The organism is Pedococcus sp. P2_E2 (assembly GCF_056403955.1).
The window spans coordinates 61,875-83,346 of the sequence record NZ_JBFUEM010000001.1; the positions used below are offsets into that span (position 1 = coordinate 61,875).

The following is a 21,472-nucleotide window of genomic DNA, read 5'->3' on the forward strand; positions in this document are numbered from 1 at the left end:
CTCCGAGTGGAAGATGGAGCGACTGCCGAGGGGCAGTTCGGATGTACGTTATGCCCGACTCGTCAGTAACCGTGGGATGTCGGACTCCCGGGGACAGGGCTCTGACCTGTACCGCGGGCAGCCACAGGATCCGGTTAGGGTGTCGCCCATGACTGTGGCTCACGGCGGCTCCGCCTCGATCGTCGCGCCGACGTACTGGTGGTACCGCGCGCGCACGGACCTGCTCCGAGAGGTGCTCGAGGAATACGTCGACCGGGACGCGCGGATCCTGGACGTGGGCAGCGCCGACGGCCCCAGCGTGGCCTGGCTGCGAGGCGGCGACCGCCACGTGTCGCTCGACCTCGACCCGCGTGGTCTCGGCCAGGACGGCGTCTGCGGCTCGGCCCTGGCCCTGCCCTTCGAGGACGCTGCGTTCGACATCGTGGCGGCGTTCGACGTGATCGAGCACTGTGAGCCCGAGCAGACCGCGCTGAGCGAGGTCGCTCGCGTCCTGGCGCCCGGCGGGCGGCTGCTCGTGTCGGTCCCTGCCTACCAGTGGGCCTGGACCGACTTCGACGACCAGAACGGCCACCACCGCCGCTACACCCGTGCCCGGGCCGTTGCCGCGGTCGAGCGCAGCGGGCTGACCGTGGACCGCGCGACCTACGCCTTCACCTCGGTGTTCCCCTTCTTCGTCGCCGAGCGCCTCGCCCGCCGGGTGCGGCCCTCGTCGAACGAGGCAGCCGACGTCGTCAGCCTCCCGCAGGTCCCCAAGCCGGTGGAGCGGGTGCTGATGGGGCTCAGCCGGGTCGACCGTGCCCTGCTGGCGCGGATGGACCTGCCGTTCGGTTCCTCGGTGGTCGTCGCTGCGAGCAAGCCCGCCTGAGCCGGCAGCGCCGGGGCGCCCTGGCGGCAGCCCTGAGCCCGCAGCCCGGTGCGCGGCAGCTACGAGGTCGGGTCGTCCGACTCGTGCTCGATGAGGTCGCCGGGATAACCCGGCCCGAGGTCGCGGGCGAAGCTGAAGTACTTGTGCGCGAAGTAGCTGAGCACGACGGTCAGGCCGGTGGCGATCGCCTGTGCCACGAGGGGACCCAGCCCGGCCACCTCGATGAGCAGTGGCAGCAGTCCAGCGTTGATCGCCAGTGAGGTCGACTGCACCCCCGCGAACCGCGCCAGGTCACGCGCGCGGTGGCCCTTCACGCGGAAGACGAACCGCCGGTGCAGCTCGAACGCCACCAGGATCGCCAGGGCGTAGGCCAGCACCAGGGACCCCATGTAGCCGATCGTGCTGCCGAGCAGCCAGTGCGCCAGCGCGAAGAACCCGAGCCCGACCGCAGTGTTGATGCCGCCGACGAGCAGGTAGGCGACCTGTTGGTTGTGGACCAGCTGGGTGAGCGGACCTGCGGGTGGCAGGTGCGGCTGCGTCGCGTCGGGGGCGGGGAGGTTGGCCATGGCACCCGGTTCCTCGGAATGGTCGCCCCCAGGGGCGGGGGACTGGATGACTATAGTGCGGGCATGTCGGCAGCACCCCCCACCCAGTCCGCCGCCCACCTGATCTCAGTGGTCATCCCGGTCTACGCCGGTCGCGCGACGCTGCCTGAGGTGGTCGCCGAGATCGCCGAGTACACCAGCGATTTCCGCACCGAGGACGGCCACCTGGCGCGGGTGAGCGAGCTGTTCCTCGTGCACGACAACGGCCCCGACGGTTCGGACGAGACCATCCGCGAGCTCGTCCGGCAGTACGACTTCGTCCGTCCCGTGTGGCTGAGCCGGAACTTCGGCCAGCACGCGGCGACGCTGGCCGGGATGTCGTCCTCCGGTGGCGACTGGGTCGTGACGATGGACGAGGACGGGCAGCACGACCCGGCCTACCTGGGTGCGCTCCTCGACCGCGCGATGGCCGAGCAGGTCGCCGTCGTCTACGCCCGCCCCACCAACAAGCCGCCGCACGGTCCGCTGCGCAACACCGCGTCGAAGGGCTCCAAGTGGCTGGTCGAACGGCTGACCGGCAACAGCGGCGCGAACCTCTACCACTCCTATCGCCTCGTCCTGGGTGAGGTGGCGCGCGGGCTGGCGGCCTATGCCGGTGCCGGCGTCTACCTCGATGTGGCCCTCGGCTGGGTGGCCGGTCGGGTCGCCAGCTGTCCCCTGCCCATGCGCGAGGAGGGCGACCGTCGCAGCGGCTACCGGCTGCGGAGCCTGATGTCGCACTTCTGGAGGCTCGTGCTCACGAGCGGGACCCGGTTGTTGCGCGTCGTCAGCATGATCGGGGCCGGCTTCGCGCTGCTCGGCGTCGTCGTCGCGGTGGTGCTGGTGGTCAGCAGGCTCTTCGGCGGCATCGTGGTCCCCGGGTGGACGTCGGTCATGGTGTTCGTCATCGTCGGCACGGGCGCGGTGCTGTTCTCATTGGGCATCGTGGCCGAGTACCTCGGGGTCGTCGTCAACATGGCCATGGGCAAGCCGCTCTACCTCATCACCACAGATCCCCAGCGCGGCCCGCTAGGACGCCGGTCCGCATGACGCGGACGACCACCTGGGTCGTCGGTGCAGGCGGGCTCCTGGGCTCGCACGTCGCAGCCTCGGTCCGGCGGCGTGGCGACGAGGTGGTCACCGCACGCGTGCCGTGGCCGGACCCCGTCGCCGCGCGCGCCGCGTTGCGGGAGGGGATCTCGACCCTGGTCGCGCGCGCGGACGGTGGGAGCTGGGCCGTGGCCTGGTGCGCCGGAGCCGGCGTGGTCGCCACGGCCGAGGCGGACCTGCTCGCCGAGGTGGACCTGTTCGAGGGCTTCCTCGCCGACCTGGCCGCCGCGCTGCCCGAGGGCGGTGCCGGAGCCTTCTTCCTCGCCTCCTCCGCCGGTGGGGTGTATGCCGGGTCGCCGGTCCGGGCGCCGTTCACCGAGGACTCGCCGACCGCTGCGCTGGTCGCCTACGGGCGAGCCAAGCTCAGGATGGAGGAGGCGGTCGAGGACTTCTCGCAGCGGACGGGGACGGCCGTCCTGGTGGGACGCATCGGCAACCTCTACGGGCCGGGGCAGGACCTCACCAAGCCGCAGGGCCTCATCTCCCAGCTCTGCCGCACCCACGCCACCGGGCTCCCGCTGACGGTGTACGTCCCCCTCGACACCATGCGCGACTACGTCTATGCCGAGGACTGCGGCAACCTCGTGGCGGCGGGCCTGGCCGGCGTGCGCGCCCGCGTCGAGGGACAGCCTTCGCGCGTCGTCACCAAGATCATCGCCTCCGGCCAGTGCACGACCATCAGTGCGCTCATCGCGGAGTCGGCCCGGCTCTACAAGAAGCGTCCGCGCGTCGTCGTCAAGGCGCCGGTCGAAGGGACCGGCCAGGTGGTCGACCTGCGGCTGCTCTCGGTGGTCTGGACCGAGCTGGACGCGCACCTGCGCACCTCGGTCACCATCGGCATGGCCAGCACGGCTGCCGACGTGGGGGAGCAGACCCGGAACCCGTCCGCCGGCTGAGTGCCGCGACGTCCGGCACGACAGAGGGCCGCCCACCAGCGGTGGGCGACCCTCTGCTGAGCGGGTGGCTCAGGCGGCCTTGGTCTCCTTGAAGATCTTGTCGATCTGGTCGATCTTGGCGAGCAGCTCGTCGGCCTTGGCGGCGTCGAACTCACCCTTGGTGCCCGACGCACCGGCCAGCTTGGTGGCTTCGTTGAACAGCGTGTGGAGGTCGGGGTACTTCTCGAAGTGCGGCGGCTTGAAGTAGTCGGTCCACAGCACCCACAGGTGGTGCTTGACCAGCTCGGAGCGCTGCTCCTTGATGAGCACCGCGCGCGTGCGGAAGTCGGGGTCGTCGTTGTCGGCGACCTTGGCGATGATCGCCTTGATCGACTCGGCCTCGATGCGTGCCTGGGCGGGGTCGTAAACGCCACAGGGCAGGTCGCAGTGGGCGCTGACCTCAGTGGGGCGGAAATGGCGGGAGAGCATGCGAATCCCTTCTGCGAGGTGGATGATCTCGTGCGTCTTCGACCCTACCCGGCAGGTCAGCGGGCCGCACGGCACCCCCGGCGGGTGACCGGCATACGAGCAGGTATGCCGTCCGGGCGCCCGTGGGAGGCGCGGTGCGCGCGGGTGCCGAGCCGGGTCAGCGGGTGAAGCGGCGGACCACCCGGCGGGCGAGGCGACGTCCGGGATAGGTCGCGGGCAGGCGGAACAGGACCAGGGCCCGGATCTGGTCACGGGCGAGCGAGCCGATGCCGTGGGTCCACGAGTCGGTCACGCCGGGTGCGGTCTGGTTGTCGCTCTCCACCCAGTAGCGGGTGGGGTCAGCCGGGTCGCGCCCGGTCACGCGCTTGATGGCGAGCGGGCGGCGGACCCCGTCGGGGTCGTCGGGGAGGCGCACGATCGCCAGGCGGCCGAGGCGCGGCGGGGCCCCTCGCAGGACGAGGAGCCGGTCTCCGGTGTGCAGGGTCGGCTCCATGGAGCGACCTTTGACGCGGACTACACCGATCACCGTCACGCAGCCTCCCGCTCGTCGTTGCCTGAAGCCATCATGCCGACCAGGAAGCCGTCGCGCATCCGGGTGTCAGCCTCTGAGCCGCCGTGGGGCTCAGGTGTCCTCGTCGGACTCAGTGGCCTGCTCGTGCTCCTGCTCCTCCTGGCGCATGCGGCTCAGGAAGGACTTCGTGCGTGCGTGCTGGGGGTTGGAGATGACCTCGCTCGGCGGGCCTTCCTCGACGACGACGCCACCGTCCATGAAGACGACCCGGTCGGCCACCTCGCGGGCGAAGCTCATCTCGTGGGTGACGACGATCATCGTCATGCCGTCCTTGGCGAGCTGGCGCATCACCTTGAGGACCTCGCCGACGAGCTCGGGGTCGAGGGCGGAGGTGGGCTCGTCGAACAGCATCAGCTTGGGCTGCATCGCGAGGGCCCGGGCGATCGCGATCCGCTGCTGCTGCCCACCGGAGAGCTGAGCGGGATAGGCGCTGGGCTTGTCCTTGAGGCCCACCTGCTCGAGGAGGGCCAGGGCGCGCTCGCGCACGGCCTTCTTCTTCTCGCCCTTGACCTGGATCGGGGCTTCCATGATGTTCTCGAGGGCGGTCATGTGGGGGAAGAGGTTGAACCGCTGGAACACCATGCCGATCTCGCGGCGCTGGGCGGCGATCTGCTTGTCGGTGAGGTGGTGCAGCGTGCCGCCGCGGTCGTCGTAGCCCATCAGGTCGCCGTCGACCCAGATGCGTCCGCCGTCGATGGACTCGAGCTGGTTGATGCACCGCAGGAAGGTCGTCTTGCCCGAGCCCGAGGGGCCGAGCAGGCAGACCACCTCGCCCGGGTGGACGTCCATGTCGATGCCCTTGAGCACCTGGTTGCCGTGGAACGCCTTGGTGACGTTGACGGCGTGGACCAGGGGAGCGCCCCTGTCCCGCTCCGCTGAGCGGGTGCTGGTGGTCGTGTCGCTGGTCATCAGTGGCCTGCCGTGATCGTGTCGAGCTTGCGCCGGGTCGCCTTGGAGGGAGCTCCGAAGCCGCGTCCGTAGTAGCGCTCGAGGTAGTACTGACCGACCATGAGGATCGAGCAGACGATGAGGTACCACAGCGTGGCGGCCATGAAGCCGGGGACGATCTGGAACGACCGCTGGCCGAACCCGTAGGCCTGGAAGTAGAGCTCGGTGATGATCGACGCGGCGATGAACAGCGAGGTGTCCTTCACCATGGCGATCGTCTCGTTGCCCGTCGGGGGCACGATCACCCGCATCGCCTGCGGCAGCACGATGCGGCGCATCGTCTTGCCCGGCGGCATCCCCAGCGCGTGCGACGCCTCGATCTGGCCCTTGTCGACCGACAGGATGCCGGCCCGCGCGATCTCGGCCATGTAGGCGCCCTCGGAGAGACCGAGGCCGAGGATGCCGATCCAGATCGACGAGGAGATGTCGTTCCAGCTGAAGCTGAAGAAGGTGAGGTCGTTGGACAGACCGAGCGCGTGGGACAGCTGCTGGCCGAAGGGGATCCCGATGTGGATCGGGTTGTAGAGCACCGCGATGGCACCGCCCAGGATGGCCAGCAGGACGTAGCGCGGCATGGCCCGGAAGAACCACGTGTAGACGAACGCCACCCCGCGCAGGACCGGGTTGGTGGACAGCCGCATCACGGCGAGGGTGATGCCGATGCTGATGCCGAGCACCATGGCCCCGATGGTGCCGAAGATGGTGCCCTTCCACAGTCCGTCGATGACCGGCCGCTGCTGCATGATCTCGAAGGCGAAGGACCAGTTCCAGTTCTCGTTGGTGACGACCGAGCTGACCATCATCGCGACGAGGACGACGATCACGGCAACGGCGACCCAGCGCCAGGGGTGCCGGACCGGCCGGGCGTGGATCTTGCCCGGCCGGTCCTCTGCAGCAGGTGTGGTGGACATCAGGGCTGCGGGTTCACGGCGAAGTCGCTGATTGCTCCACCCTCGGTCTTCCACTTCGTGAGGATGGCCTTGTAGCTGCCGTCGGTGTCCATCGCCTTGAGCGCGTCGGCGATGGCCTGACCGAAGTCGGTCTGGTCCTTCGGGAGCACGAAGCCGTAGGGAGCCGAGTCGTACTGCTCACCGAGCAGCTCGAGCTTGCCCTGCGTCGTGTCGACCGCACTGATGGCCGGCGGCAGGTCGACGAGCATGGCGTCGGCCTTGCCCGTGAGCACGGCCGAGGTCACCTTGGCCTGGTCGGCGTCCACGATCGCCTTGATGGCCGGCTTGCCCGCATCGGTGCAGGCCTTGCTCCGCTTGGGCAGGTCCTCGTCGGACTGGACGGTGGCCTTCTGGACCGAGATGTTCAGTCCGCACGCGTTGTTGGGGTCGACCTTCTTGGGGTTGCCCTTCTGGGTGACCCACTGGGTGCCCGCCGTGAAGTAGCTGACCATCGTGGCCTGCTGCATGCGTTCGGCGTTCACGGTGAAGGAGGAGACACCCACGTCGTACTTGCCGCTCTTGACACCGAGGATGATCTGGTCGAAGCCGGTCGGGACCCACTCGGTCTTGATGCCGAACTTGGCCATGACCGCATCGAACAGCTCGACGTCCATGCCGATGACCGTCTTGCCGTCCGCGTCGAGGTACTCGTTCGGCTGGTAGGTGGCGTCCGTACCGATCACGATCTTGCCGGCGCTCTTGACCTTGGCGGGCAGCTTCGCGACCAGGGCCTGGTCGACCGCGGCCTTGGTCGTGGAGCTGCTGCTCGAGCTGCTCGTGTTGGTGGAGAGCGAATCCGAGCCGCAGGCGGACAGCGCCAGTCCTGCAGTGGCCAGCCCCGCGATCAGGAGAGTGGAGGGGCGCAAGCGATGGGTCATGCGGTGAGGTTCCTTCCTCGTATGCCGGGTCACCTGGGGAGGTTCCCAGGTCACCCGCTGGGGGTTAGGGGCATCCTGCCAGCAAGGATCGGGAACCGGGCTAGATCTGATGTTCCGAAACAGTCTCGAATCCGAGATGTCCCACTTGGGTAGGAGCCTGGGCGCCCAGGGCGCCTCGTCGCAGCACTGGAAGCCTCGGTGCCGCGACGCGCCGGGGCGCCGGCCGAAGAGGGGACGTCGTGGCGTGGCGCCGGTGTGCGCACACCAGTCGCAAGCCTGCTGCCCGCGCGAGCCGTTCTCGCGAGCGGTCGGGGGTAGGGTCGGCCCGGTCAGGATTCGCAGTGCAAGGAGCAGTCAGTGAACGACGTAGCGCAGATTGAGATCGAGCACGGAGACAGGTTCGCTTTCGGCGACAACTGGGCCCGCTTTCTGGAACTCGTCGACGACACTCGGATACGCGCGGCGGTTGACTCGCTATCGGACTACCTGGGTGTTGACTCGCTTGACGGAAAGACGTTCGTCGACGTCGGTTCGGGGAGCGGCCTGTTCAGCCTTGCTGCCCGGACCATGGGCGCCACGGTGTTCTCCTTCGACTTCGATCCGCAGTCGGTGGCGTGCACGACCGAACTTCGACGTAGGTACCGACCCGAGGACGAAGGCTGGACGGTGCAGCAGGGATCCGTTCTCGACACCGCATTCCTTGGGTCTCTAGGGCAGTTCGACGTCGTGTACTCGTGGGGGGTCCTGCACCACACGGGGGACATGTGGAGCGCCTTGGCGAATGTCGATGGCCTGGTCCGTCCCGATGGGACGCTCTTCATTGCGATCTACAACGACCAGGGGCGGACTTCTCGCAACTGGAAGCGCGTCAAGCGGATGTACAACCAGTCAGGTCCGGTCGGGCGATGGCTGGTGCTGAACGCCGCGGCAGCGCAGATCCGAGCTCAGCAGATGGATGTGTCGGGGGCCGTCTATCGGATTGTGAAGCGAATTCCGCAGCCTGTCGATCCGCAGTCTCGCGACCGAGGAATGGACCGGCGCCGCGACTTGGTCGACTGGGTGGGCGGGTGGCCGTTTGAGGTCGCCAAGCCGGAGGAAATATTCGACTTCTTCCGTGACCGGGGCTACGTGCTCTCGAGGCTCATGACGTGCGGCGGAGGGTTGGGCTGCAACCAATTCGTATTGCGCCGGAATCGATCCGCCTGAGGGGGTCGGGCGTTTCGGCTCACGAACGCTGCGCAATCCGCGACGCCGGTCACACTCGCGTCACACCAGTGGTTTCGCGCGCTCGGGTGTGCCACCATGAACTCGCGGGTAACCCCCGCGCTCTGCGTCTGAGAGGCCACACCCGGCTGTCGTTCGACCGCGGATCTATCCGTGCGCGGTGTGCCCCACGCATCTTCTTGTCTTCCTTGAGGTGAATTGTCCATGTCTGCGTTCCCGTCGTTTCCGCTGTTCGACCCGTCCGACCCGGTCTTCCGGGCGCACGAGGGCGGCAAGCTCGGGGTACACGCCACGCAGCCCCTGCGGGACCGCGTCGACCTGGCGATGCTCTACACGCCGGGCGTGGCTGACGTCTCCCGGGCGATCGCCGCCGATCCCTCACTCGCCGCGCGCTACACGGCCCGCGGCAACACCGTCGCCGTCATCACCGACGGCACGGCCGTCCTCGGCCTCGGCGACATCGGTCCACTCGCCGCGATGCCGGTCATGGAGGGCAAAGCGGTGCTGTTCAAGCACTTCGGCGGGGTCGACGCGGTCCCGGTGTGCATGGAGACGGGTTCGGTCGAGGAGCTCGTCGAGGCCATCGTGCGGATCGCGCCGACCTACGGCGGCATCAACCTGGAGGACATCTCAGCACCGCGGTGCTTCGAGATCGAGCGGCAGCTGCAGGAGCGGCTGGACATCCCGGTGTTCCACGACGACCAGCACGGCACCGCGATCGTCGTGCTGGCCGGTCTGATGAATGCCGCGAAGGTGGTGGGCCGCACCCTGGAGTCGCTGCGGGTGGTCGTCTCCGGAGCCGGCGCCGCGGGTGTCGCGGTGACCAAGCTGCTCGCTCGGGCCGGCGTCGCCGACATCGTCGTCTGCGACTCCCGGGGGATCGTGTCCCCGGCTCGGCCGGACCTCGCCGACCACAAGCGGCGGCTCGCCGCGACCACGAACCCGCGCGGCCTCTCGGGGACGCTCGGCGATGCGCTCGTGGGCGCCGACGTGTTCGTCGGAGTGTCCGGGGGGCAGGTGCCCGAGGCCGAGATCGCGCGGATGGCGCCGTCGTCGATCATCTTCGCGCTCGCCAACCCCGATCCCGAGGTGCACCCCGACGTCGCGTCCAGGTATGCCGCGGTGGTCGCCACGGGCCGTTCGGACTTCCCCAACCAGATCAACAACGTGCTGGCCTTCCCCGGGATCTTCCGCGGCGCGCTGGACTCGGGAGCGCCGCAGATCACCGAGGCGATGAAGCTGGCAGCAGCGGCAGCAATCGCCGCGCTGGTGCCCGAGCCGACTGCCGACGAGATCGTGCCGAGTGTCTTCGCCGAAGGTGTCGCCGACGCAGTCGCCGCGGCGGTCGCCGAGCTCGCCTGACCCACGGGCCGGCCGCCACACTGGTCCGGGTCGCGCCCCGCACCAACTAAGATGTGAGGCGTTTGTCCTGACCGTCCATATCGTGGGGATTACTCGTGCGTTTGCTCATTACCGGCGGGGCCGGGTTCATCGGTTCCAACCTCGCCCGTTTAGCCCTCGCTCACGGGCACGAGGTCGTTGTCATCGACGACCTCTCGACCGGATACGAGGAGAACGTGCAGGGGGTGGACCTGCGGTTCGTTCGCGGCTCGATCCTCGACCCCACCGCGTTGGCTGACGCAATGGCCGGGGTGGACTCGGTGGTTCACCTCGCGGCCCTCGGCAGCGTGCCTCGGAGCATCAAGGACCCCGTGGCCACGCACGCTGTGAATGCGACTGGCACGCTCAATGTCCTCGAGGCCGCGCGGGCCGCCGACGTCGACCATGTCGTAGTCGCCTCGTCGTCATCCGTCTACGGACTCAACCCCGCGTTGCCGAAGAGCGAGCGCGAGTGGGTCCGACCCATGAGCCCGTATGCGGTCACGAAGCTCGCGACGGAGCAGTACCCGCTGGCGTACCAGCAGTCCTACGGCATGAAGACGCTGGCCTTCCGGTTCTTCAACGTCTACGGGCCCCGTCAGATGGCAGGGCACGTCTACGCCGCGGTGATCCCGGTGTTCATCGACGCTCTGATGCGTCAGGATGCCTTGCCAATCAATGGCGACGGCAGCAACTCGCGCGACTTCACGTATGTCGGCACCGTCTGCCGGGTGTTGCTCGACGCCAGCGAGCGGAAGCTCTCCCACCCCGAGCCGGTCAACCTCGCGTTCGGCACCAACACGACCCTGCTCGAGCTGGTCGCCAAGATCGAGGCCGCCTCAGGGATGGCCGCTGAGGTACGGCATCGCGATCCGCGACCGGGCGACGTCAAACACTCGCAGGCGGACAACACCGTTCTCCGTTCGCTCTTTCCCGAAGTTCAGCCCGTTTCGCTCGAGCAGGGCCTCGCGGACACCGTCGCATGGTTCAAGGAGATCCAGTGAGCAGGAAACTCGTCGTTGTCGGCCAGGGCTATGTCGGCCTTCCTATGGCGTTGCGCGCAGCCGCCAAGGGGTTCGAGGTCGTCGGGCTTGACACGAACGCGGCGGTGGTCGAAGCGCTGAATGCGGGTATGTCGCACATCGACGACATCTCGGATGAAGAACTGAAGACCGGGCTCGCGGCAGGCTTCATCGCGACCACAGACGCCTCGAGCATCGCGGATGCTGACGTGGTGGTCGTGTGCGTCCCGACGCCTCTCAGCGAAGACGGCGGTCCAGACCTTCGTCCCGTGGAGGGCGCCGCGCGTGCGATTGGGCAGCACGTCCGCCCCGGAGCACTGGTCATCCTGGAGTCAACGACGTACCCGGGCACCACGGAGGAGGTCTTCGCGCCCTTGGTTCTCCGGGACGGAATGATTGCGGGCCGAGATCTCAACATCGCCTTTTCTCCCGAGCGCATCGACCCGGGTAACCACGAGTTCGGGGTGCAGAACACCCCCAAGGTCGTGGGCGGCCTGACGCCAGCGTGCACCGTGGCGGCGCGGGACTTCTATGCGGAGTTCATCGACACCGTCGTCGAGGCCAAGGGAGCCAAGGAGGCCGAGATGGCCAAGCTGCTCGAAAACACCTTCCGCCACGTCAACATTGCCCTCGTCAACGAGATGGTCCGGTTCTCCCACGAGCTCGACATCGACCTGTGGGACGCGATCGACTGCGCGGCCACCAAGCCGTTCGGCTACATGGCTTTCCGCCCCGGACCTGGCGTTGGTGGGCACTGCATTCCGGTCGACCCGTCGTATCTGAGCCACCGGGTGAAGGCACGACTTGGCTACGCCTTCCGCATGGTCGAGCTTGCCGAGGAGATCAACACCGCGGCTCCGCTCTATGTGGCGAACAGAGTGTGGCAAGCGCTGAATGAGCGCCGAATCGCCGTGAACGGGGCGAAGGTCCTCCTGCTGGGCGTGACGTACAAGGCAAACATCTCTGACCGTCGGGAGAGCCCTGCCGACCCGGTGGCCAAGCGCCTGCTGGAATGGGGCGCCGATGTGTCCTACCACGACCCGTTCGTGCCCGAGTGGGAGATCAAGGGAACCGGCGGTGTCAGCCTCAAGACCGAGGAAGATGCGGTCATCGCTGCTGCCGAAGCAGACATCGTCGTCCTGCTTCAGACGCATTCAACCTACGACCTCGAGTCGTTGGCGACGAGCAGTCGAGTTCTGCTCGACACCCGGGGCGTCATCGAAGACAGCGCGACGGCGGAACGCTTGTGACGACTGCCCTTGCGCTTGGTCGGACTGACTAGCATGGCCAGGCTCCGGGTCGCGTTCGTCTTGAGCGCGGCAACCAATGGAGGCACGGAGTCGCAGGCTGCCTTGCTTGCACGGGGCCTGGCCGAGCACGGTGTCCACGTTGATGTGTTCCTGCTGGATGGGCGCCTCGCAACCCAGGACTTTGCGTCGGCACCGGTTCACGTGCTGTCACCGAGTGGGTCGGCCAGGTTCGTGCGCGCGCTTGCTCCGGCGCTGGCCGCCTACCGCCTCGGGCGCTCACTGAGGCACGGAAACTATGACGTCGTGCACGCGATGATGGCCCGCGCACACGTGCTTGCACCTCTGCTCGCGTCCGGCGGACGAGCCCGGCCGTTTGTCGTCGCGTGGCGTCGAAATATGGGTGCTCATTCTGGGAACCGTGCGTTCGATGCCGTCGAACGGTTTGCGGCCTGGCGGACCGACGTGATCGTGGGGAACTCGCCGGCGGTCGTGGAGTATTGGCAGGGCCGGCGGCACCGACCTCGCAGTGGCTACCGCATGGTCCCTAACGGACTTGAGTCCTGGCGCTTCGATCGCGTGGAGGCGGCTCAGCTGTCTCTGGCGCGGCATCATCTGGTGTCGGTGGGGAACCTGCGGCCGGTCAAGGGTCACCTCGACCTGATCGAGGCCGCCGCTCAGGTGCGAGCCGGGGGCGAGGATGTGGGCGTCCTCATCGTCGGTGAAGGGCCTCTCCACAAAGAACTGGTTGCGCGAGCCGCAATCCAAGCGGTGCCGCTGGAGATCGTTGGAGGTGTTCGGGATACCCGGCCGTACCTCCAGGCCGCACGGGTGTACGTGCAACCATCACATCAGGAGGGGTCGAGCAACGCTATCGGCGAAGCCATGGCGCAAGGATGCTCGGTGGTTACCACGTCCACCGGCGATGCCGTGGAACTGGTCGGCGAGCTCGGCAGAGTCGTACCCGCAAAGCGTCCAGACCTACTCGCCGAAGCCCTTCGCGTGGTGCTCGGCGAAGGCGCTGCCGTGAGAGACGCTGCAGTCGTTGAGCGCGCCAAGCGCCTTCGCGGTGTAGGTGTCGTGGTCGAATCGCACGTGAAGATCTATCGAGATGGAGTGAATGATGTGCGGCATCGTCGGGGCGATTGAGCCTCAGAGCCCACGACGGGACCAACTCATCCACGAGATGTGCGATGCCATGGTGCATCGCGGACCTGACGACCAGGGTGCGTACGGAGACACAGACGCGGCCATCGCGATGCGGCGGTTGTCGATCATCGATGTCGTCGGAGGCTCTCAGCCTGTGTTCGGCGAGGGCCAGGACGTTGTCTGTGTCTTCAACGGCGAGATCTACAACTATCGTGAGCTGCAAAAGGACCTTGAGACCAAGGGGCACCGTCTCGCCAGCGACTCGGACAGCGAGTGCATTCCGCACCTGTACGAAGAGTACGGCCTGGAGTTTGTGCAGCACCTCCGCGGAATGTTCGCGATCGCCATCTGGGATCGCAAGGACAAGCGCCTCGTGCTGGTCCGCGACCGGCTCGGGAAGAAGCCGCTCTTCTACCGTGAGGATACGAACGGACTCTCCTTCGCGTCCGAACTCAACTCCTTGCTCGTCGACGAGCGGACCGGTCGCGACATCGACGAGGTTGCGCTGAGCCACTACCTCACCTACCAGTACGTTCCAGCGCCCTGGTCCATCTACAAGAGTGTTCGCAAGGTTCCGCCCGGCCACTTGGCGGTTTACCAGCATGGCCGCGTCACCGTGTCGCGGTACTGGCAGCTGGAGTACTCCGAGACCGGGGCTCAGCACGACGTGCCCGAAGAGGAGCTCGGCGAGGAGTTGCGCGAACGCCTCCTCGAGTCGGTCTCCGTTCGACTGATGAGCGAGCGGCCGCTTGGGGCCTTCCTCTCGGGCGGCCTCGACTCTTCGGCCATCGTTGCGGCCATGAGCAAGGTGTCGGCTGGAACCGTGAAGACCTTTTCCATCGGGTTCGACGAGGAGTCGCACAACGAACTCCCGTTTGCACGACAGGTGGCGGAGCAGTACGGAACCGAACACCACGAGCAGATCGTCCGCCCCGATGCGTTGGACGTGCTCCCGAAGATCGCCAGCATGTTCGGCGAGCCCTACGCAGACTCGTCGGCGATTCCGAGCTACTACCTGGCTCAGATGGCTCGGGCAAACGTTGTCGTGGCCCTGAACGGGGATGGTGGCGACGAGGCCCTCGGGGGCTACACGCGGTACAGCGCATTCCTTTCAAGCCAACAACCGGCCTGGGCTCGCTATGCGTCGCGTCCCGCTGGGTGGGCGAGTCGCGGCCTCGCGCCGATTGCCAAGCGATCCAGGCAGCTGGCGAGGGCTCACCGCATTGCCACGGTCATGGCTGAGGCCGTCCCAGCTCGACGTTATGGGCGGCTCATGTCGTACTTCGACCACGAGGCCAAAGACCGCGTAATGACGGCGGACCTGCGGCGACGTGTCAGCGGGCAGGACAGCTACGGGTTGTTGGAGCAGCTGTGGGATGACCACGGCAAGACGGACGTGGTCAACCGCATCCTCGCCATGGACACCTATTCCTATCTGCCGGGTGACCTACTGCCCAAGGTCGACATCACCACCATGGCGGTCTCCCTCGAGGCTCGCAGCCCACTGCTCGACCACACGTTCATGGAGTGGGCGGCAGCGCTGCCTGGCGACCTCAAAGTGCGCAACGGTGAGACGAAGTACCTCTTCAAGAAGGCCCTCGGCCCGTGGCTGCCGCAGGAGCTGATCTATCGTCGGAAGCAGGGCTTCGGCATACCGCTCGATGCATGGCTGCGCGGACCCCTGCGGTCCATGCTGGCAGACCTGCTGCCGAACGGCACGGGGGTCAGGCTCGGCTGGTTCGATGCCTCAGAGGTGCAGGGGCTGATCGACCAGCACATGAATGGCGTCAACCACGCCCCCCGCCTGTATGCGTTGCTCATGTTGGAACTATGGCTGGATGCCGTTCACACCAGGCCACCGCGAGTGCCGGCATGACGGCCGTTGAGTCTCCAATGCGCATCGCCTTTGCAATCGGCAGCGCCAATCGCGGGGGGGCGGAGGGGCAACTCGTCAGGCTGGCCTGCGCTCTGAAGGGCCGCGGGCATGACGTTCGCGTCATCCTTCTGACGACTGGAGGTCCCCTGACCGAGGTACTTGATGCCGGAGATGTTCCCTGGACTGTCGCTCGCCCGCTGAGGCTGCCAACGAGCACGGGTCGGAATCTTGCCATTTTCCCTCGGCTGGCGTTCACGCTCTGGAGAATGCGGCCCGACGTCGTCTATGCGTGGCTTGCTGGAGCCGTGTGGCCCACTCTGCTCATGACCACCCCCTTGCGTCGCACCGCACGTGTCGCAGCCTTCCGCGGCGAAGTGTCATCGACGCGGTTCGGCATCGCGTCGAGACTGTTCCGATGGGCTGTGAGGGATGCACACCTCGTCACCATCAATGCTCCCCAGCTCCGTGAGCACGCGATCTCGTGGGGGGCGACATCCGACCTTGTGCGCTTCGTGGCGAATGGCGTCGACATACCCGGATGGTCGGCTGATCCCACGCCTACCCCTCCCACCGCCGTCGTCGTAGCCAACTTCCGCTGGTACAAGGGCCATGACGTCCTCGCGGACGCCCTGAGTAGAGTGCGCAGCCCTCTCTCGGTGCGTCTGATCGGGGAGGGAGATCACCTCGAGCCGACGCGTCAGCGCATTGCGGATCTGGGCGTCGTTCACGAGGTGACGTTCGTCGGGCATCCGGCCGATGTCCCTGCGGAGTTGAAAGGAGCCCAGTTCGCGATTCATCCGTCGCGGACTGAGGGGTTGTCGAACGCTATCCTCGAAGAGTTGGCGGCCGGGCTGCCTGTGGTGGCCACCGATGTCGGGGGGACCAGCCTGTTGGTCAACTCGGGCGAAAACGGGCTGCTTGTACAGCCGAACGATCCCGAGGCGTTGGCGGCCGGGATCGAGTTCATGGCATCAAATCACCGAGAGCGAGCTGAGATGGCCCGTGCAGCGCGACACAGGGTGACGGGTTACTCGTGGGAGGCCTCCACATCGGCAACTGAGGCGATGTTGCGTGAAGCCGTTGCGCTTGCCCGGAGGAGCAGGTGAGGACTGACCTGCTGCGCTTCCTGCGTCTCTTTCCTCAGGAGGTCCGCCGGTCTGTTGTCACGGCAACCGTGATCTCGATCTTGTTGTCGCTGCTGGACTTCGCATCAGTCCTGCTCCTTCTTCCAGTCTTCACCACGCTCACCGGGGGCACCAGCGTCCAGCTGCCCATCCGACTGCCCATCGGCCCGACTGCTCTGGTCTGTGTGGCGATCGGACTGATGATCGCCCGCTCGATGATGACGTTCGCCTTTCGCTACTGGTGGAGCGGAAAGGTTGCCGAAGCCGAGGTGCTGCTGAGTTCGCGGCTGCTTCGCGGATATGCTTACGCGCCGTTCTCCTTTCATTTGGGACGCAACTCATCTGAACTTCTTTCCAGAGCAATCTCCCACGTCAACATCGCGACCAATTCAGGGCTCAACTCCATCATTCTGGTCGTCGCTGACGGGACCACGTGTCTTGCGCTGGCCGCCGCTCTCTTTGTGGCCAGCCCGGTGGCCGCCCTGCTGGTCCTGGCCTATCTAGCACTGGTCGCTGGTGCCTTCACCTTCGCCAGCATGCGCACTGCGGCACGAAGCGCTGACAAGTTCGGCAGGGAGGTCTCATCGGTTTACACCCATGGCGCCAACGTTCTGCGGGGGATCAGAGAGCTCACGGTTGCTGGTGCGCGCGACCAAGCGCTTGGCTCGATAGCCAGCGCGCGTACGAACATGGTTCGCGCGCAGAGGGTTATCGCGGTGTTGAACGACGTTCCGCGGCTCACGCTTGAGGTGGCACTGTTTGGTGCCATCCTCGCTGCCCTCGTATTCGTGCTTCACAGCGGGGACTCCAAAGGCAGCCTCTCTCTGATTGCCTTGTACGTTGTCGCTGGGCTGCGAATCCTGCCAGCCCTGGCGCGCTGTCTGGGCACCGTCAACCAGCTGCGAACAGGCCTGAGCCTTTCCGAACAGGTGGGCCACGAGCTGGCGGAGATCGCCGATGCCGGACGCCAGCATCATCGGGATGCTGAGCCGCTTCCCTCGGAAGGCGCCCTGGCCGTCGTGGACGTCTCCTTCTCCTACGAGGAGGGCGTCCCGGTGCTCGAAGGTGTTTCCTTCAGCGTGCCATTTGGGTCGCACGTTGCCATCACCGGTCCCTCGGGCGGCGGCAAAAGCACCCTCCTCGGCCTCCTCCTTGGCCTGCTCAAGCCGACCGCGGGACAGGTGACGTACGGCGCAGCCGATATCGGGGTGGCAGACGAGGCGTGGTTGCGGCGAGTGGGCTATGTTCCGCAGGACGTTTTCCTGTTGGACGAGACTCTTGCCAAGAACGTCGCGCTAGGTGACGACGACCCTGATTCGGAAAGAATCTGGCAAAGCCTGAGGTCGGCATCAATGGGCGCTTTCGTGGAGGGTCTTCCCGAAGGACTCGACACCGAGCTGGGCGAGGGTGGCAGCCGACTCTCGGTGGGCCAGCGACAGCGCTTGGGGATCGCTCGCGCGCTGTATCGGCGGCCGTCCCTCCTCATCCTTGACGAACCTACGGCGGCTCTTGATCAGCGCACCGAAGCGGATATCGTCGAGACGATTGACGGGCTACGCGGACACCTGAGTGTCGTCACCGTTGCCCACCGACTCGAGACACTCCAGGCTTGTGACGCGGTCTACCAACTGGTGAACGGGAACCTGAGCCGTGTCCCGCTGGGATCGCCCGAGCGCGCACGATGACCTTGCTCAGGGGGCGTCGGGTCCGCATTCTCGATGTGGCATTGATCCTTGCCGCGGTGGGCCTGCTCGGTGGGCTCTACGTTTTCGGCCTACTGAGTCTTCGGCCCCTCCTGCGGCCCCTCATTGGTCTTATCGGGTGCCTCGCGCTCGGACACATCGCCCCAAGGACGGCCGTCGCCATGTCGTTGGCTGCTCCCTTTGCCAGCCACCTCCCCGGAGGTGCGCTCATTGCCAGTCAGTCGGAGAATCTGGGTTCGGCGCTGTGTGTTGGTGTCCTCATGGGTTCGATTGGTCGTCAGGGCAACGTCGCGGACGGACGGGCGAGGAAGCTCGTCATCACTTTCGGCCTGGTCAACCTTGTTGTCCTGCTGGCTCTTCCGCACGGCGAATCGTCGGCACTATCGCTGTTCCAGGCTGTCTTCCACGCCGTGACCGCCGCCACCGCAGTCACAGTTCTGTCGATGGACGTAGCGCACATGGCCAGGGTGGCGGCGCCCGCAGGAGTCGTCCTGTCCTGGGTCGCCTATCTCACCCCCGAACTGCTCGTGGACCGGACCACGTCAACCGCAGGACAGAATGCCAATGGCGTGGGCATGGTTGCGGCGATCTGTCTCGTGTTTGCGGTGGTGGGCCTACTCCGGGACTCTCCGCGCTGGAGGATTCTCCATGCAGCCAGTGCGATCGTGTGCGGCGCTGGAGTGGTCGTTTCCCAGTCGCGGGGCGCCTATCTTGACTTGGCTGTGGCGGCACTGGTGCTGGTGTCTGGTCGCTTGCTCACGAGGCGCTCGATCGCGGGCTGGGCCAGAGTCGCGCTGTTTGTGGTTCTGGCGACGTGGATTGGCGCGAGGGTGGTGTCGTGGGCGGGCACGTTCACGGGTCGGTTCGCCGAAGCACAGGCAGAGTCCGAATCGCTGCAGTCGCGCATGGACGCCGCTGTCTACAGCCTGCACGAGGGCCTGATCCACCCACTCAGCGGCGTTGGCCTGACAAATCTCGCGAGCTACTCAAGCCTTCACGACGGCGACGCGCTGGTGCGATCGCATGTGGTCTATCTGGGCATCTGGGGAGAGGTCGGCGCCATCGCGGCGCTCCTGTTCGGCATCCTTTGCTGGCGAGCCGTGTTGGCGTCGCGGCGTGCAGGCCGACAGCCTTTGGCGGTGGTCGTAGTCGTCCTCGCAGCCGGCGTTTCGGTCAACTGGTGGCCGTTGTCAGGTTCGGGAACCATTGCCCTCGCCGCACTGGCCTGGGGGGCGTCCCTGAATTCCGACGCCGCCCTCCCGCCAGCGATTGATCCAGTTCGTGACGCCGTTCGAAGCGGGGCGGCCGACCCAAGAAACCACAGAGAAGGACCTCGCCAGTGACTGGCCAGACGATCGTCCGCCCCGAACACCGGGAGCCCCTTCAAAGGGCCTCAGCACCCGCTCATGCGTTCCGCGCCGACGTCCAGGGTTTGCGAGGGATCGCTGTAACGCTGGTGGTGGCTTATCACTCGATCTTTCGGGACTCGGGTGGTTTTGTCGGCGTCGACGTGTTCTTCGTGGTGTCAGGCTTTGTCATCACACGGATTTTGGCAGCAGAGCTCGCCGACACCAACACTCTCTCCCTGGCGGCCTTCTACGCGAGACGGGTTCGGCGCCTCCTTCCAGCGCTCTGTGCAGTCCTGCTCTTCGTGGCGGCGGGGTCGGCTCTTGTGCTGACACCCCTGGGAAACCTCCAAACGGTGGCGAGGACGGGGGTGGCTTCCGCGCTCTTCAGTGCCAACGGTGCATTGTTTTTCATGACCGGCGGCTATTTCGATACCGCGGCCGAGGCGAACCCGTTGCTACACATGTGGACCTTGGCGGTCGAGGAGCAGTTCTACCTTGTCTTCCCCCTGCTCATGTTGGTGAGCTGGCGCCTTGCAAAGCGGCTGAGCCGATCGCCTCGACAGACTCTTGTCATGGTGATTGGGGCCGTGGCAGCCATGTCCCTGGCCCTCTGTGTTTATTTGACCTTCTCAGCAGGGGCGCCCTTCCACTTTCTCACGGTCAACAGTCGCTTTGGTTTCTTCGGGTCTCCCAGCCGCGCGTGGGAGTTCTGCGCCGGGGCCGTGATTGCCCTCTCGGAGAGCCGAATCAGGGAGATCCTTGGCAGGCGACTATCCGAGCTGTCCGGACTGGTGGGACTAGTCGGCCTCGTCGTGACGGTGGTGGCCTTCGACAGCGCGACCCCATTTCCCGGCTATGCGGCTCTCCTTCCAGTGATTTCTACCGCGTTGATTCTCTCTGGCGGATGCCGACCCGGAGGCTACGTGAGCGGCATTCTGGGCCAGAGGTGGCTTGTCTGGGTGGGCGACCAGTCCTATTCGTGGTACCTGTGGCACTGGCCATTGATCGTGTTTCTCAGGCTGCTGGCTCCGCAGGCTCCGGCTTGGGCCGTCGTTGGCGCTGCACTCACCGGTCTCGTCCTCGCGTGGCTCACTGGGGTCGTGGTCGAGAGTCCCATCCGGCGCAACCGGAGGATTGTTGGGTTTCGGGCAGCCGCGTTGGCCGTGGTGTGCACCTTGGTGCCGAGCGGTGCGTTCGGGGCGCTGTTGATCTCAGCGGATCATCCGCCAGCTCGCATCCGCCAGCTCGCGATCGACGCGAGGCCACACCTCGACTCGACGCAACTCTGCACGGCCAACCTTCCTGGGTCGGCGCAGACACAGAAATGCACGTGGACCGTTCCCGCAGCCAAGGGCACCCTGCTTCTCTTGGGAGACTCCAACGCTGGTCAGTTCGCCGAGCCTGCCCTCAGTATTGCCCGCGAGCGGCACCTGAATCTGGTGCTGGCAACCTATGGTGGTTGCCCGTTCGCTGATGTTTCTTCCACCTACCTCACCGCCGGGCACGACACCCAGGCCTGCAACGCTTTCATTCGGGCCTGGGCTGCAGAGGTGGTGCGGACGCGGCCTGCGCTGGTCATGCTGGCTAGCGCATCCACGGACTACATCTACAGCACCGTTGTGCGCTTCGACAGTTTGGACGGTCGGCGATCGGCCAGTTTGGATGGCGAGCAGTCCACATCGTCTCTCCAACGGAAGGCAGCCCTCTGGGGCCAGGGAGTCTCCAGCCTTCTTACGCCTTGGGCCGAGGCGGGTGTCCCCACCTTGCTCGTGAATACGGTGCCCCACTTCGCAAACTTTGACCTGCGACTCTGTCCTGCCATCACCGCCGCCCGGGATTCGTCGAAGTGCGCGACATCCGCACCGACTGAAAAGCTCAGACTCGAGTCCGAGCTGACGAGCGGTGTAGAAGATGCCGCGGTCGCCCAGTTCCCCGGGATGTCGACACTGAACCTGTTCGACAGCATCTGCGGCGGGCCTACATGTTCGACCTTCAGGGACGGCCGATTTGCCTATCGTGACGGTGGGCACCTCTCGGTGCCGTTCGTCATGTCCCTGGAACCCGAGATTCGCCGGGCGGTCGATCGGGTGTTGGCAGCTCCTCGCTAGGGCTGCCGGCCAGTGGGCCG

Annotated in this window: 19 protein-coding genes; 13 read left to right on the forward strand and 6 right to left on the reverse strand. The window is 66.3% G+C overall.

Annotation, left to right across the window (positions count from 1 at the left end; all coding sequences use genetic code 11):
• Positions 1 to 148: 148 nt before the first annotated feature.
• Positions 149 to 865 carry a class I SAM-dependent methyltransferase gene (locus tag AC1DWR_RS00275; protein WP_477623237.1) on the forward strand — a complete coding sequence of 239 codons (717 nt, stop codon included), beginning with the start codon at positions 149 to 151 and terminating at the stop codon, positions 863 to 865.
• 59 nt (positions 866 to 924) lie between these two features.
• On the opposite strand, the gene AC1DWR_RS00280 is transcribed toward AC1DWR_RS00275, so the two are convergent.
• Positions 925 to 1,431 (reverse strand): GtrA family protein, encoded by a 507-nt coding sequence (locus AC1DWR_RS00280; RefSeq protein ID WP_477623238.1) that lies wholly within the window; start codon positions 1,429 to 1,431, stop codon positions 925 to 927.
• Between the two features lie 63 nt (positions 1,432 to 1,494).
• On the opposite strand from AC1DWR_RS00280, the gene AC1DWR_RS00285 reads away from it, so the two are divergent.
• Both AC1DWR_RS00285 and AC1DWR_RS00290 read left to right on the forward strand, forming a co-directional pair.
• Complete coding sequence (locus tag AC1DWR_RS00285; protein ID WP_477623239.1) at positions 1,495 to 2,499, forward strand: glycosyltransferase; 1,005 nt, start codon at positions 1,495 to 1,497, stop codon at positions 2,497 to 2,499.
• Positions 2,496 to 3,455: an NAD-dependent epimerase/dehydratase family protein gene (locus AC1DWR_RS00290; RefSeq protein ID WP_477623240.1), complete on the forward strand. Its 960-nt coding sequence runs from the start codon at positions 2,496 to 2,498 to the stop codon at positions 3,453 to 3,455. Before AC1DWR_RS00285 ends, AC1DWR_RS00290 begins: the two co-directional genes overlap by 4 nt.
• A 69-nt stretch (positions 3,456 to 3,524) precedes the next feature.
• Here AC1DWR_RS00290 and sodN read toward each other — a convergent pair whose 3' ends face one another.
• The 5 genes from sodN to AC1DWR_RS00315 all read right to left on the reverse strand — a co-directional run bounded on the left by sodN (position 3,525) and on the right by AC1DWR_RS00315 (position 7,270).
• Complete coding sequence (sodN, locus tag AC1DWR_RS00295) at positions 3,525 to 3,923, reverse strand: superoxide dismutase, Ni (protein ID WP_477615949.1); 399 nt, start codon at positions 3,921 to 3,923, stop codon at positions 3,525 to 3,527.
• A gap of 157 nt (positions 3,924 to 4,080) precedes the next feature.
• The gene (locus AC1DWR_RS00300; protein ID WP_477615950.1) at positions 4,081 to 4,455 is read right to left on the reverse strand and encodes a S24/S26 family peptidase; all 375 of its coding nucleotides are present in this window, start codon (positions 4,453 to 4,455) and stop codon (positions 4,081 to 4,083) included.
• Between the two features lie 90 nt (positions 4,456 to 4,545).
• Complete coding sequence (locus tag AC1DWR_RS00305) at positions 4,546 to 5,403, reverse strand: amino acid ABC transporter ATP-binding protein (RefSeq protein WP_477623241.1); 858 nt, start codon at positions 5,401 to 5,403, stop codon at positions 4,546 to 4,548.
• Positions 5,403 to 6,353 (reverse strand): amino acid ABC transporter permease, encoded by a 951-nt coding sequence (locus AC1DWR_RS00310; protein WP_477623242.1) that lies wholly within the window; start codon positions 6,351 to 6,353, stop codon positions 5,403 to 5,405. The genes AC1DWR_RS00305 and AC1DWR_RS00310 overlap by 1 nt, the downstream gene beginning before the upstream one ends.
• Positions 6,353 to 7,270: an ABC transporter substrate-binding protein gene (locus AC1DWR_RS00315; protein WP_477623243.1), complete on the reverse strand. Its 918-nt coding sequence runs from the start codon at positions 7,268 to 7,270 to the stop codon at positions 6,353 to 6,355. Before AC1DWR_RS00315 ends, AC1DWR_RS00310 begins: the two co-directional genes overlap by 1 nt.
• A 357-nt stretch (positions 7,271 to 7,627) precedes the next feature.
• Here AC1DWR_RS00315 and AC1DWR_RS00320 point away from each other — a divergent pair, with 357 nt between their 5' ends.
• The 10 genes from AC1DWR_RS00320 (at position 7,628) to AC1DWR_RS00365 (ending at position 21,452) form a co-directional block, all read left to right on the forward strand.
• A complete protein-coding gene (locus tag AC1DWR_RS00320) occupies positions 7,628 to 8,476 on the forward strand; it encodes a class I SAM-dependent methyltransferase (protein ID WP_477623244.1) in 849 nt (282 codons plus the stop codon).
• A 222-nt stretch (positions 8,477 to 8,698) separates the two neighbouring features.
• A complete protein-coding gene (locus AC1DWR_RS00325; protein WP_477623245.1) occupies positions 8,699 to 9,856 on the forward strand; it encodes an NAD(P)-dependent malic enzyme in 1,158 nt (385 codons plus the stop codon).
• A gap of 95 nt (positions 9,857 to 9,951) precedes the next feature.
• A complete protein-coding gene (locus AC1DWR_RS00330) occupies positions 9,952 to 10,878 on the forward strand; it encodes an NAD-dependent epimerase/dehydratase family protein (protein ID WP_477623246.1) in 927 nt (308 codons plus the stop codon).
• Positions 10,875 to 12,146, forward strand: coding sequence for a nucleotide sugar dehydrogenase (locus AC1DWR_RS00335; protein ID WP_477623247.1), 1,272 nt, complete (start codon positions 10,875 to 10,877; stop codon positions 12,144 to 12,146). The genes AC1DWR_RS00330 and AC1DWR_RS00335 overlap by 4 nt, the downstream gene beginning before the upstream one ends.
• A gap of 33 nt (positions 12,147 to 12,179) precedes the next feature.
• Positions 12,180 to 13,292, forward strand: coding sequence for a glycosyltransferase (locus tag AC1DWR_RS00340; RefSeq protein WP_477623248.1), 1,113 nt, complete (start codon positions 12,180 to 12,182; stop codon positions 13,290 to 13,292).
• Positions 13,267 to 15,168 (forward strand): asparagine synthase (glutamine-hydrolyzing), encoded by a 1,902-nt coding sequence (gene asnB, locus AC1DWR_RS00345; protein ID WP_477623249.1) that lies wholly within the window; start codon positions 13,267 to 13,269, stop codon positions 15,166 to 15,168. Before AC1DWR_RS00340 ends, asnB begins: the two co-directional genes overlap by 26 nt.
• Positions 15,169 to 15,185: 17 nt before the next feature.
• A complete protein-coding gene (locus tag AC1DWR_RS00350) occupies positions 15,186 to 16,274 on the forward strand; it encodes a glycosyltransferase (protein WP_477623799.1) in 1,089 nt (362 codons plus the stop codon).
• The gene (locus AC1DWR_RS00355; RefSeq protein ID WP_477623250.1) at positions 16,271 to 17,977 is read left to right on the forward strand and encodes an ATP-binding cassette domain-containing protein; all 1,707 of its coding nucleotides are present in this window, start codon (positions 16,271 to 16,273) and stop codon (positions 17,975 to 17,977) included. The genes AC1DWR_RS00350 and AC1DWR_RS00355 overlap by 4 nt, the downstream gene beginning before the upstream one ends.
• A 179-nt stretch (positions 17,978 to 18,156) precedes the next feature.
• Positions 18,157 to 19,338, forward strand: a complete 1,182-nt coding sequence (locus AC1DWR_RS00360; protein ID WP_477623251.1) for an O-antigen ligase family protein — start codon at positions 18,157 to 18,159, stop codon at positions 19,336 to 19,338.
• Positions 19,335 to 21,452: an acyltransferase family protein gene (locus tag AC1DWR_RS00365; RefSeq protein WP_477623252.1), complete on the forward strand. Its 2,118-nt coding sequence runs from the start codon at positions 19,335 to 19,337 to the stop codon at positions 21,450 to 21,452. The genes AC1DWR_RS00360 and AC1DWR_RS00365 overlap by 4 nt, the downstream gene beginning before the upstream one ends.
• Positions 21,453 to 21,472 lie beyond the last annotated feature (20 nt).

What these genes read in the sequence shown, in the direction of transcription:
- AC1DWR_RS00315 (WP_477623243.1), bottom strand. Translation starts at nt 7,270, where the DNA reads ATGACCCATCGCTTGCGCCCCTCCACTCTCCTGATCGCGGGGCTGGCC.
- AC1DWR_RS00285 (WP_477623239.1), top strand. Translation starts at nt 1,495, where the DNA reads ATGTCGGCAGCACCCCCCACCCAGTCCGCCGCCCACCTGATCTCAGTG.
- AC1DWR_RS00280 (WP_477623238.1), bottom strand. Translation starts at nt 1,431, where the DNA reads ATGGCCAACCTCCCCGCCCCCGACGCGACGCAGCCGCACCTGCCACCC.
- asnB (WP_477623249.1), top strand. Translation starts at nt 13,267, where the DNA reads ATGTGCGGCATCGTCGGGGCGATTGAGCCTCAGAGCCCACGACGGGAC.
- AC1DWR_RS00340 (WP_477623248.1), top strand. Translation starts at nt 12,180, where the DNA reads ATGGCCAGGCTCCGGGTCGCGTTCGTCTTGAGCGCGGCAACCAATGGA.
- AC1DWR_RS00350 (WP_477623799.1), top strand. Translation starts at nt 15,186, where the DNA reads ATGCGCATCGCCTTTGCAATCGGCAGCGCCAATCGCGGGGGGGCGGAG.
- AC1DWR_RS00275 (WP_477623237.1), top strand. Translation starts at nt 149, where the DNA reads ATGACTGTGGCTCACGGCGGCTCCGCCTCGATCGTCGCGCCGACGTAC.
- AC1DWR_RS00310 (WP_477623242.1), bottom strand. Translation starts at nt 6,353, where the DNA reads ATGTCCACCACACCTGCTGCAGAGGACCGGCCGGGCAAGATCCACGCC.
- AC1DWR_RS00305 (WP_477623241.1), bottom strand. Translation starts at nt 5,403, where the DNA reads ATGACCAGCGACACGACCACCAGCACCCGCTCAGCGGAGCGGGACAGG.
- sodN (WP_477615949.1), bottom strand. Translation starts at nt 3,923, where the DNA reads ATGCTCTCCCGCCATTTCCGCCCCACTGAGGTCAGCGCCCACTGCGAC.
- AC1DWR_RS00290 (WP_477623240.1), top strand. Translation starts at nt 2,496, where the DNA reads ATGACGCGGACGACCACCTGGGTCGTCGGTGCAGGCGGGCTCCTGGGC.
- AC1DWR_RS00325 (WP_477623245.1), top strand. Translation starts at nt 8,699, where the DNA reads ATGTCTGCGTTCCCGTCGTTTCCGCTGTTCGACCCGTCCGACCCGGTC.
- AC1DWR_RS00360 (WP_477623251.1), top strand. Translation starts at nt 18,157, where the DNA reads ATGTCGTTGGCTGCTCCCTTTGCCAGCCACCTCCCCGGAGGTGCGCTC.